General features: G+C 31.8%; 7 protein-coding genes. 2 read left to right on the top strand and 5 right to left on the bottom strand.

Annotated elements, in window-relative coordinates:
- Positions 1-842: 842 nt before the first annotated feature.
- From EV195_RS15380 to EV195_RS15360, 5 genes are all read right to left on the bottom strand, one after another.
- The gene (locus EV195_RS15380; RefSeq protein WP_132795859.1) at positions 843-1,580 is read right to left on the bottom strand and encodes a DUF4294 domain-containing protein; all 738 of its coding nucleotides are present in this window, start codon (positions 1,578-1,580) and stop codon (positions 843-845) included.
- Between the two features lie 79 nt (positions 1,581-1,659).
- Complete coding sequence (locus tag EV195_RS15375; protein ID WP_132795858.1) at positions 1,660-2,913, bottom strand: aminotransferase class I/II-fold pyridoxal phosphate-dependent enzyme; 1,254 nt, start codon at positions 2,911-2,913, stop codon at positions 1,660-1,662.
- A gap of 66 nt (positions 2,914-2,979) precedes the next feature.
- Positions 2,980-6,432, bottom strand: a complete 3,453-nt coding sequence (locus EV195_RS15370; protein WP_132795857.1) for a pyruvate carboxylase — start codon at positions 6,430-6,432, stop codon at positions 2,980-2,982.
- 289 nt (positions 6,433-6,721) lie between these two features.
- The gene (locus EV195_RS15365) at positions 6,722-8,947 is read right to left on the bottom strand and encodes a xanthine dehydrogenase family protein molybdopterin-binding subunit (RefSeq protein ID WP_207899798.1); all 2,226 of its coding nucleotides are present in this window, start codon (positions 8,945-8,947) and stop codon (positions 6,722-6,724) included.
- A gap of 12 nt (positions 8,948-8,959) precedes the next feature.
- A complete protein-coding gene (locus EV195_RS15360) occupies positions 8,960-9,421 on the bottom strand; it encodes a (2Fe-2S)-binding protein (RefSeq protein ID WP_132795855.1) in 462 nt (153 codons plus the stop codon).
- A gap of 158 nt (positions 9,422-9,579) precedes the next feature.
- On the opposite strand from EV195_RS15360, the gene EV195_RS15355 reads away from it, so the two are divergent.
- Positions 9,580-11,484: a DUF294 nucleotidyltransferase-like domain-containing protein gene (locus tag EV195_RS15355; RefSeq protein ID WP_132795854.1), complete on the top strand. Its 1,905-nt coding sequence runs from the start codon at positions 9,580-9,582 to the stop codon at positions 11,482-11,484.
- 1 nt (position 11,485) lies between these two features.
- Positions 11,486-12,130 carry a 3'-5' exonuclease gene (locus EV195_RS15350; RefSeq protein WP_132795853.1) on the top strand — a complete coding sequence of 215 codons (645 nt, stop codon included), beginning with the start codon at positions 11,486-11,488 and terminating at the stop codon, positions 12,128-12,130.
- Positions 12,131-12,144 lie beyond the last annotated feature (14 nt).

Genomic DNA, 12,144 nt, shown 5'->3' with positions numbered 1-12,144 from the left:
AATTGTTATTCCAAAATCTCTAGAACTTTTTTCGTTTCATTTCTGAAAGCGGATGCAAATTTAGAAACTATTTTTAAACTACCAAAACTTTTTTTTAAAATTTTTTTAAGCCTATTTTTTAACCTAAAATCACAACCAAAATCTCAATGAACGTCTCCGTAAAAACGGACTGCAAATATACAAGCTTTTATTTCAAACCAGCAAGAAAAAAATAAACTATTTTTTAACTTTTTACTGAACTTTTATTTACAATCTGTTAATGAACTTTTAAACTTCCAAACCTGCGTTTCTCCGTTTGCGGGTGCAAATATACAACCACTTTTTAATCCCACAAGCTTTTTCAATAAATAAATCAAACTTTTTTTAAATAAAAATACTAATCGACTTACCAACAAACACTTACATCTAAAAGTTTTTTTACCTCAAAAACAATAACCCTTTTTACTATAATATATAAAGCAAGAAACAATCTTATTATATATGTATGATAGCATTAATCTTTATTAAAGAAGTTAAGTAGAATTACACCTAAAAAACTGCAATCAACCTTAATTATTTAACCTTATCTCCCAACAAATACATCAACAAATAGCTTAAAGTTAGCCCAAGAATTCAATTTTTACTACCTATGTACATAGAATGAAAACCATCTATTCCTAAAATTATACTTGATTGTAATTAGGAACCCAACTTAAAAACACCTAATTATTGAAGCAAAAAAAATGATGATTAATATAAATCATCATAATTAAGAGAGAAAAAACAAAAAAGAAATCTTGATAAATACACTTTATACTATATAATGTAACGTCATTTATATCAATTTACAAATTATACATCTACTATTTTTTATCTCTTTTTTTCTTTCTATCTCTTTTCTTTCTGAGTTTAGCAAACATCTCTTTATACTTTTCGACATCTACTGATCCGTTTTTTGCAGATAAAATAGCATACGAATCAATCTTTAGTTTGGGCTCTTGAGCTTCTATGACTTCTTCAATAATAGCTCTCTGCAATACATCTTCTATTAAATAATCTTCATTTTCAGTTTCAGGATGATATTCATCTTTTAAAGATAAGCTGAAAACGTTAGCTGTGGTATTATACCAAAATGCTTTCCAGCCACTTCTTAATTCTTTTATGTTTTCAAAAACAGTTTTACCTGTTTGCCTGTGAATCAACTTTATTAAAATTCGACCTTCGGTTTTAGTCATCTTTTTAATCTGATCTGTCAACTCTTCCTCAAGATACTTCTGTACCCTTCTAACATATTTACGTTTTTTACTATTAGATTCTATTCTACCTAAACGAGCATTTAAACTATCTATTCTTTTAGAAGCCAGAACAGCATAAGGATATGCTTTGAAAACCTTCTTCTTAAACCAATAATAGTAATTAACATCAATTTTATTTTTAAACTTATGCTTTGGCAATACAGAAACCTCATTTAACTTAATCATTAAAGTATCTCCATCTCTAACCAAAAAATAGTCATTATTAAAATCGGGAAGGGTGTCTTTTATTTGCGCATCTACTAAGCAAGAGAATGCAATAAAAAAATAAAAAAACAATTTTCTCATAACGTTATACTGTCAAATACAGTTCCAAATTTACTTTTTCTCTAAAAAAAAACTCGTGATTTCTCACGAGTTTTTTTTATTAAGCTGTCATAATAGCTTCTGCTATTTTTTTATACGTACCATTTTCTAATTTTTCGCGAATGGCTGTAAATGCTTCTATAGTTTCGTTTACATCCTCAATAGTATGACGCGCAGTAGGAATTAATCGTAAAATAATCATTCCTTTAGGAATTACTGGATACACTACAATTGAACAAAATACTCCATGATTTTCACGTAAATCATGAACCATAGCCATAGCTTCTGGAATGTCTCCTTTTAAATATACTGGAGTAATACACGTTTCAGTAGTTCCTAAATCAAAACCGGCTGCTCTTAACCCGCTTTGCAATGCATTTGTAATATCCCAAAGTTTCTCTTTTAACTCTGGCATTGTACGAATCATATCCAAACGTTTTAACGCTCCCTTAACCATAGGCATAGGTAACGATTTTGCAAACATTTGAGAACGCATGTTATATTGTAAATATTGAACTACATCTTTATCTCCAGCAAAGAAAGCACCGATACCTGCCATTGATTTAGCAAATGTTGCGAAATACACATCGATACCATCTTGAACACCTTGCTCAAAACCTGTACCTCTTCCTCCTTCTCCAAGAGTTCCAAAACCGTGAGCATCATCAACTAAAAGTCTAAAATTGTATTTTTCTTTTAAAGCAACAATTTCTCTTAATTTACCTTGCTCTCCTCTCATTCCAAAAACACCTTCAGAAACCAATAAGATTCCTCCTCCAGTTTTTTCAGCCATTTTAGTAGCTCTCTTCAAGTTCTTCTCGCAACTTTCTATATCATTATGACGATATACAAATCTTTTACCCGCATGCAAACGAACACCATCAATAATACAAGCATGTGTATCCATATCATACACAATAATATCATCTTTAGAAACCAATGCATCGATAGCCGATACCATACCTTGATATCCGAAGTTCACTAAATAAGAGGCTTCTTTGCCAACAAATTCAGCACACTCTCTTTCTAATTGTTCATGATATTTTGTATGACCAGACATCATTCTAGCTCCCATTGGGTAAGCCATTCCATCTACTGCTGCAGATTCACCATCTACTTTTAAAACTTCTGGATGATTTGCTAAACCTAAATAATCGTTTATACTCCAAGTAATTACAGACTTTCCATTAAATTTCATCCTATTAGAAATTGGACCTTCTAATTTAGGAAACACATAGTATCCTTCTGCTTTGTCTGCCCATTTACCTAATGGTCCTTTATCGCTCTTAATTCTATCAAATAAATCCTTTACCATATATATTACTTGTTTGGGACGCAAAACTAAGTTTTTTTACGGGTATATCAAAAACTTACCTACTAGTTACTTCATTTTAATTACTAAATCATTAGTATCAACCAAAGTTCCTGCTGATAATTGTACTTTTTGGATGATTCCTCTAGTAATTGCGGTTACTGTAGTTTCCATTTTCATTGCCTCTATAATGAATAACGGTTGGTTTTCTTGAACAATATCCCCTTCTTTAACTAATACCGTAGATAATAAACCTTGTAAAGGTGCACCAATTTGATTGTCATCACTTGTATCTGCTTTTACATTTTCTATTTTTTCTACACTAATTGAATTGTCTTTAATAGAAACAACTCGCATTTGTCCATTAATTTTAAAGAATACAGTTACATTTCCATTTTCATCAGGTTCTGTTTTATGTACTAAAGAAATTAAAACTCTTTTACCTGGCTCGATATCTACCATAATCTCCTCTCCTATCTCTAAACCAAAGAAGAAGTTTTTGGTAGGAATATTCATTACATTACCATATTTCAAATGATTGTTATAAGCATCAGTAAATACTTTAGGATATAATTTATACGATAAGAAATCTGTTATTTCCAACTCCCTACCCATACCTTTAGTAAACTCTTCTTTGAATTTTTCAAACTCCTTATCAAAATCAATTGGTTCTAAATGTGCATTTGGACGCTCGGTATATGGTTTTTCGTTTTTTAAGATAATCTTTTGAATATCTTCCGGAAAACCACCAACTGGCTGACCTAAATCTCCTTTAAAGAAACTGATAACTGACTGTGGAAAGGAAATAGTATCTCCTCGTTCTTTAACATCTTGAATTGTTAAATTGTTACTAATCATGTACTGAGCCATGTCTCCGACCACTTTCGAACTTGGTGTAACCTTAATAATGTCACCAAATAACTGATTAACCTCTCCGTACATTTTTGTAACTTCTGTAAACTTATCTTCTAAACCAAGCGCAATAGCTTGTCCTTTAAGATTTGAATATTGTCCACCTGGAATTTCATGTTCATATACTTCACCAGTTCCAGACTTTAACCCAGACTCAAAAGGATAATAATACCCACGAACGGCTTCCCAGTAATTAGAATATTCAGCCAACTTATGCATATCTAATGGATTCTCTCTTTCATTGAAACGCAACATTTCAACCATTGAATTGAAATTTGGCTGTGAAGTTAACCCAGACAAACCTCCTAAAGCAACATCAACCACATCTACACCTGCTTCAATTGCTTTTAAATAGGTAGCAGATTGAATTGAAGAAGTATCATGAGTATGTAGGTGAATAGGAATATTTATTTCAGATTTTAATGCAGAAATCAATTCATAAGCAGCCTGAGGTTTTAACAAACCAGCCATATCTTTTACTCCTAAAATATGTGCTCCTGCATTTTCAACATCTTTAGCTAACTGAATATAGTACTTTAAATCGTACTTTGTTTTGTTAGGGTTTAAGATATCTCCCGTATAACAAATAGATGCTTCTGCTAAACCTTCCGTTCTATTTCGAACATGTTGAATACATGGTTCGATTGACTTCATCCAGTTTAAAGAATCGAAAATTCTAAAAACATCTACCCCAGTTTCCCATGATTTTTCAACAAACTTCTCTATTAAGTTATCAGGATACGCTGTATACCCAACACCATTTGAACCTCTAATTAACATTTGAAGTAAAACATTTGGCATCGCTTTGCGCAACAATGCTAAACGTTCCCATGGATTTTCTTGTAAAAAACGTAAACAGACATCGAAAGTAGCACCTCCCCAAACTTCCATACTAAAGATATCTGGAAAATTCTTAGCATAACCTTCCGCTACCTTCATCATATCTATAGTACGCATTCTTGTTGCTAATAAACTTTGATGCGCATCACGCATTGTGGTATCTGTAAAGTGAATTTTCTTTTCTTTCTTTAACCACTCAGCAAACTTTTCGGGACCTAATTCGGTTAATAAATCTTTTGTTCCTTTTGGATGAGCTTCTAATTTAGGATACTTAGGAACTCTTGGTATTGAAAACTTACGTTTAGGATCTACTTTTTTTACATCAGGATTACCATTTACAACAACTTCTCCTAAAAAGTTTATTAACTTATTTGCCCTGTTTTTAGGTTCTTTAAATTCGAATAAACTTGGTTCGTTTTTAATAAAGTTTACGGTAACTTCTCCATTTCTAAAAGTAGAATGCTCTAGAATATTTCTTAAGAAAGCAATATTGGTTTGTACACCTCTAATTCTAAACTCTACTAAAGCACGTAACATTTTTCTACACGCTCCATCTAAAGTTCTACTTCTTGCAGAAGCTTTCACTAACATCGAATCAAAGAATGGAGAAATCTTTACTCCTTGATAAATACTTCCAGCATCTAATCGAATTCCAAATCCAGATGCACTACGATAGGTAGTTACCGTTCCATAATCAGGTTTAAAATCGTTAGCAGGATCTTCCGTTGTAATTCTACATTGTAAAGCATAACCAGAAACTGTAATAGATTCCTGGCTTGGAATCTTGATTTGCTTATCTTCTAACTTATACCCCCCAGCAATGAACAATTGAGTTTTAACTAAATCAATATTAGTTACCATTTCTGTAACTGTATGTTCAACCTGAATTCTAGGGTTTACTTCAATGAAATAAATACTACCATCATCATCTACTAAAAATTCAACAGTACCTATATTATTATAATTTACCGCACCACAGATATCTAAAGCATATTTATACAAGTTATTTTTAGTTTCCTCAGGTAAACCATAGGAAGGAGCAAACTCAATTACTTTTTGATAACGCCTTTGTACCGAACAATCTCTCTCATACAAATGCACCATATTACCTTGCGTATCGGCAACAATCTGTATTTCAATATGTTTAGGATTTTCAACAAACTTTTCTAAGAAAACGGTATCATCTCCAAAAGCATTTAACGCTTCTCTCTGAGCTTCTGGATATGCTTTTTTAAGATCATTGGCATTTCGAATAACTCTCATACCTCTACCTCCACCACCTGATGCTGCTTTTAACATTACAGGATAACTGATTTTTTCCGCCTCGTCTAAAGCAATTTCAATAGAAGTCAAATCTTGATCACTACTCTGAATAATTGGAACATTATTAGCAACTGCTACTTCTTTTGCTGTAATCTTATCTCCTAAAGCTTTTAAAACTGAAACTTTTGGACCAACGAAAATAATTCCATTGTCTTCACATTTCTGGGCAAATTCGGCATTCTCAGATAAAAAACCATAACCTGGATGAATTGCATCTACATTATTCTCGACCGCTACCTTAATAATCGCATCGATATCTAAGTATGGTTTTAAGGGCTCATTATCTTCCCCAATTTGATAACATTCATCAGCTTTATACCTATGCAAAGAATAACGATCTTCATATGTATAAATCCCCACTGTTTTAATACCTATTTCTACACAGGCCCTAAAAACTCTAATTGCAATCTCTCCTCGATTGGCAACGAGTACTTTTTTAATGTTCATTCTTTTGTTTTGTTGTGATTCTGTTTGTCTTCAAAGTTAATTTAAAAATCATTTTTATTGAAAAAATCAACCACTTTTACCAATTGAAGTTAATAAATTAACAGATTCATAAAAATATGTTTAGAGAAAAAACGATTTCGTATTATTTTATTATCGATTTGTTAATTTGATAATTTTTGGTTGTTTCTATGAATCAAACAAAAACGTTTTCGTTTCGAACATTAATTTTTCTTATTGTCTAAAAACAAAAAAAGATGCCTACAAAGACATCTTTTTTAAATTTTTAAACCTAGCTTTTAACTTCAGTTTTTTTAGCTTCGAGTTCTTTTATAAAAGGTTGACTATACAACCTGCTATTGTAGGCTTTATATATGGCATTTGCTACTGCTCCACCAGCAGGCGGAAGTCCAGGCTCTCCTAATCCTGTAGGAGATAATTCATTTTCCACAAAGTGAACTTCAACTTGCGGAGTTTCGTTCATTCTAATTAAACGATAGGTATCAAAGTTTTTATTTAATGGCTTCCCGTTTTCAAAAGAAAAATTACCGTACATCGCATGACCAATTCCATCTAACACTCCACCTTGTATTTGATTGATTGCACCAGTTGGATTCACTACAATTCCGCAATCTACAGCGGCAACAACTTTTGTAACTACTGGTAAGCCATCTTTAAATTCAATCTCAGCAACTTCGGCAACATGGGTATTATGACTATAATAAGCAGAAAATCCTTGGTATACTCCTTCTTTAGCTTTACCCCAATTTCCTTTTTCAGCAGCTAACTTAATGGTATTCTCCATTCGTTCACCTGAATACTGAATTCTCTTGTCGGCTGTGCCTTTGACTTTTTGCAACAACTCTAATCGAAGTTGAACAGGATCTTTACCTAATTCTTCCGCTAATTCATCAAAGAAACTTTGTTCTGCATAACCTAAGAAGTTAGTGTACGGTGCTCTCCAAGCTCCAGTTGTAACATCGCTTTTATAATTTTGAGTAGAAACCTTAAAGTTTGGAATACATCCTGCTGGAAAAAAATGAGGAATTAATCCATACATATTATCATTTATTGCTGCTTCCTTTAAATGATATCCAGTTATTTCACCGTCTTTTATTGATGCTGCAATTCTATATTTTATGGCTGGTCGATAAATACCAGTAGTCATATCATCTTCTCTAGTAGAAATAACCTTTACTGGCTTTTTTATTTTATCTGAAATTTCAGCGGCCTCATAAACAAAGTCTCCATACAAGCGACGACCAAATCCTCCACCCATTCTTGTCATATCAACTTGGATATCATTTATATCTCTTTCCAACATATCAGCAACAACAATAGCTGCAAATTCTGGTGTTTGCACTGGTCCTATTAAATGAACTTTTTCATCAGTTACGTTGGCGAAGAAATTCATTGGTTCTAAACAGTTATGCGGTAAAAAAGGTGAATGATATGTTCGTTCAATCACTTTATCTGCTTGCGCAAATGCATTTTTCACATTACCGTCCTCTCTTCTAACATCAAATTTATCACCATCTAAAATATTGTTTAATACCTTTTCTTGATACTCTGTGCTTTCTAATTCTTTATCTGATTTCCAAGTAGCTTTAATAGCTTTTTTACCTTTGATTGCTGCCCACGTATTTTGAGCAATAACAACAACTTTATCTGTTGTTGAAAGTTTGAAGGTCCAATTAGATTTTCCTTTATCTACAAAACTTCTTACTTTATCTCCAATAGTAATTACATCGATAACCCCATTGACTTTTTTAGCTTCCGAAGCATCAAACGATTCCAAAGTTTGTCCGAATGCTGGTGGTCTTAGCACAGAAGCATACAACATACCTTCTTCTTTATAATCCAATCCAAAAAGAGGCTTTCCTGTAGTTATTTTATTTATATCTACATTTACAGCATCCTTACCTATAATTGTATATTCTGAAGGCTTTTTAAGAGCTACGTTTTCTGGAACATCAATAGTTGCTGCTTCTTTAACAACATCTCCATATCCTAAAGTCTCTCCCTTTTCATTGGTAATAACAGCTTTTGAAGCCTTACATGTAGATGCTTCTACACCCCATTTTGCCGCAGCTGCATTAATTAGCATTTGCTTAGTGGTAGCACCCGTTTGTCGTAAAGCATCCCATCCTTGACGAATAGACTGACTTCCTCCAGCTAACTGGCGAACGTAATTTTTTGTATCTAACGGTGCTTGTGCAACAGTAACTTTATCCCATTCTATATCTAATTCTTCAGCTATAATCATTGGCATTGACGTTTTCACCCCTTGTCCTATTTCTGGATTTGGTGAAAAAATAGTCACATAACCATTATCTGCTATTTTAATAAAAGCATTAAAATCATTGAAATTTAAGTTTGCAATATCAACTGGTGGTTTCGCTTCTGGTTTACAAGCTGTAAATAAATTAAATCCTACCAACAAACCTCCACTTGCTAATGCAGAAGTTCTTAAAAAATTTCTTCTACTAAATGTTAAATTGTTTTCTTGTGTGCTCATGGTTATTAGTTTTTAGGACATTTTTGTTGCTGCTTTTGCAACTGCTTTTTCAATTCTATTATATGATGCACATCTACAAAGATTTCCATGCATTGCTTCACGAATTTCTTGAGTAGTAGGATTCGGATTTTCTTTTAAGAAAGATGCTGCTGTCATAATTTGTCCAGCTTGGCAATAACCACACTGAGGAACATCAACCTCTTCCCATGCTTCTTGTAAAGGATGATTTCCGTCTTTTGACAATCCTTCAATAGTTGTAATCTCTTCTTTGTCGATGAGAGAAATTTGTAATTGGCAACTTCTAGTAGCTACACCATCTACATGAACTGTACAAGCTCCACACTGTGCTATACCACAACCAAATTTTGTTCCAACTAAATTAAGTTTGTCTCTTAAAATCCATAACAAAGGAGTATCAGAATCGGCAGTAACAGTTACCAATTCTCCATTGATTTTTAAATTATAGGTTGGCATTATATGTAAGTTTTTAATCGATTTTAAGTTACAAAAAATATCGTTATTAAAATTCTCTAATCTTGTTTTAAGATTATTTTAATAAAAGAAGCATCGATTTACGATGAAAGATGATTTTACTCATACCATGTCCTCCTAAATTTCAATAAATTAGTGAAATGAAAAATACTATAGCTCAACGTATTTTAGATTTTTTAAAAGATTTTCCTCCTTTTGATTTATTATCTCATGAAGAACTTCTTTCAATTTCATCTCAAGTAAAAGTTCTATATTTTGAGAAAAATGATTTTGTTTTTGAAGAGAAAGAGGAAGTTCATGATTTTTTTTATGTAGTAAAAGATGGCGCCATTGGTATTTATAAAGATTCTCAATTAGTAGACAAATGTGATGAAGGTGATATTTTTGGTTTGCGTGCGGTGGTACGAAAAGATCAATATTTATTAAATGCTCGAGCTATTGAAGAGAGCATTATATATAGTATTTCTTCTCTAGCGTTAAAAGAAATTATTAATCACAATTCTAAATTCAATCAATTTTTAATTGAAAGTTTTGCTACCAATACCCGAAATCCATATTCTAATGAACAAAAAGATACTTTATTCACTAATGAAAATTTTTTAAATCCAAATTCCACCAATTTTACCGAAGTACAATCTGCAAACTTTTCAAAAAATCCAATTGTGTGCTCCAAAGATACTAGTATTCAAGAAGCTTCTATTATTATGAGTAACAACAAAGTTGGCTCTATCGTTATTATTGAAGAAAACAAACCAATTGGAATTGTTACTGATAAAGATATACGAAATAAAGTAGCCACAGGTAACATTAGAATTTCAGAAAATATTACGTCAATTATGTCTTTTCCTGTAATAACTTTTTCACCCAACATTACGGTTAGCGAAGCACAAATAGGCATGTTAAAAAACGATATTTCACATTTATGTATTACAGAAGATGGAACTACTGAAACAAAACTAATCGGAATACTCTCAGATCACGATATAATTGTTATTCACGGAAATAATCCATCTGTATTGATAAAAGAAATTAAAAGAGCAAAAACTGCAGATGAATTAAAATTTATAAGAGAGAAAGCTCAGGTGTTATTGCAAAATTATATTGAACAAGCAATTCCTATTTCATTTGTCGCAAATATCATATCCGCAATTAATGAAGCTATTACCAAACGAATTATCGATTTAAGTTTACTCGAATTAAAATCGCCCCCTACTACATTTTCTTGGCTAGCAATTGGTAGTCAAGGAAGAAAAGAACAACTTTTATTAACAGATCAAGATAATGCACTAGTTTTTGACGATGTGGAGCCAACTAACATTGAAGAAGTCAGAACCTATTTTTTAACTCTTGCTAAATCAATAAACCATAAATTAAATATCGTAGGATTTGAATATTGTCCAGCAGAAATGATGACAAGTAACCCAAAATGGTGTTTATCTCTCACCGAATGGAAAAATCAATTTACGAATTGGATTACGAAACCTAATGAAGATAAAATAATGCTTTGCACTATCTTCTTTGATTATGATATGACTTACGGTAATAAAGAACTGGTAAGTCAAATGTCTGAAAGTATTTTTGATGCAATTAGCAAATATGAAATTTTCTTAAATTATTTAGGTTTAAATGCTATTAAGAACCCTCCTCCATTGAGTTTTTTTAGAAACTTTTTAGTGGAAGATTCTGGAGAACATAAAGATCTTTTTGATATTAAAGCACGAGCTATTATGCCTTTAGTGGATGCAGCTCGCTTATTAATTTTATATCACAAACTAAAAGATTTTAATAATACTATATCCCGATTTGATAAACTCAAGGAAATTGAACCTCAAAATAAAGATTTGTTCGATTCTTGCATCAATGCTTTTAAGGTATTTTTGAGATTCAGAACTCAACAAGGTTTACATAATAATGATTCCGGTAGGTTTATTCAGATTCAAAAATTAAGTAAAGCCGAAAGGTTAAAATTAAAAGGTTCTTTTAAAGCTGTAAAAGATATTCAAGAATTGATTCGCGTTCGTTTCAAACTTTCTCAAATTATGTAATATGAAATGGTTTCAACGAAAAGCATATCCTGATTTCTGGAAGAACTATACAGATTCATTTAAAGCAAAACAAAACGATTTAAAAACTACTCGATTTGTGGTTTTTGATACAGAAACTACAGGTTTAAATCCGAAAGTAGATAAGATTCTTTCAATTGGTACCGTAGCTGTCTCTAATTTTTCAATTGATGTTGCAGACAGTTTAGAATGTTATGTAATTCAAGAAAATTTTAATGCGGACACTGTGCCTATTCACGGTATTCTAAAGGAAGGAAATATTACGAAAATTACAGAAGAAGAAGCTATAATACAATTCTTAAATCATATTAAAAATGCTGTTTTGATAGCCCATCATGCTAATTTTGATATTCAAATGATTAACGAAGCATTACATAGATTAGGTCTACCTAAACTAAAAAACAAAGTTTTAGACACCGGTGTATTATACAAGAAAACCAAATATGTTAATAGAAATAATTTTTACAGCTTAGATGAATTGTGTGAGATTTTTAAAATAACCAAACACGATAGACATACTGCGTCTGGCGATGCTTTTTTAACTGCTTTAATCTTTTTAAAAATCTTATCTCTATTAAAACGTAAAAATTCGAAGTTACAACTTAAACACCTGTTTACTTGGATATAAAAAATACGCAGCAA

This window comes from Tenacibaculum skagerrakense, from assembly GCF_004345825.1.
GTDB classification, from domain to species: domain Bacteria; phylum Bacteroidota; class Bacteroidia; order Flavobacteriales; family Flavobacteriaceae; genus Polaribacter; species Polaribacter skagerrakensis.
Note: the sequence above shows the minus strand (reverse complement) of the source record. Positions and strands in the feature narration are given on the sequence as shown.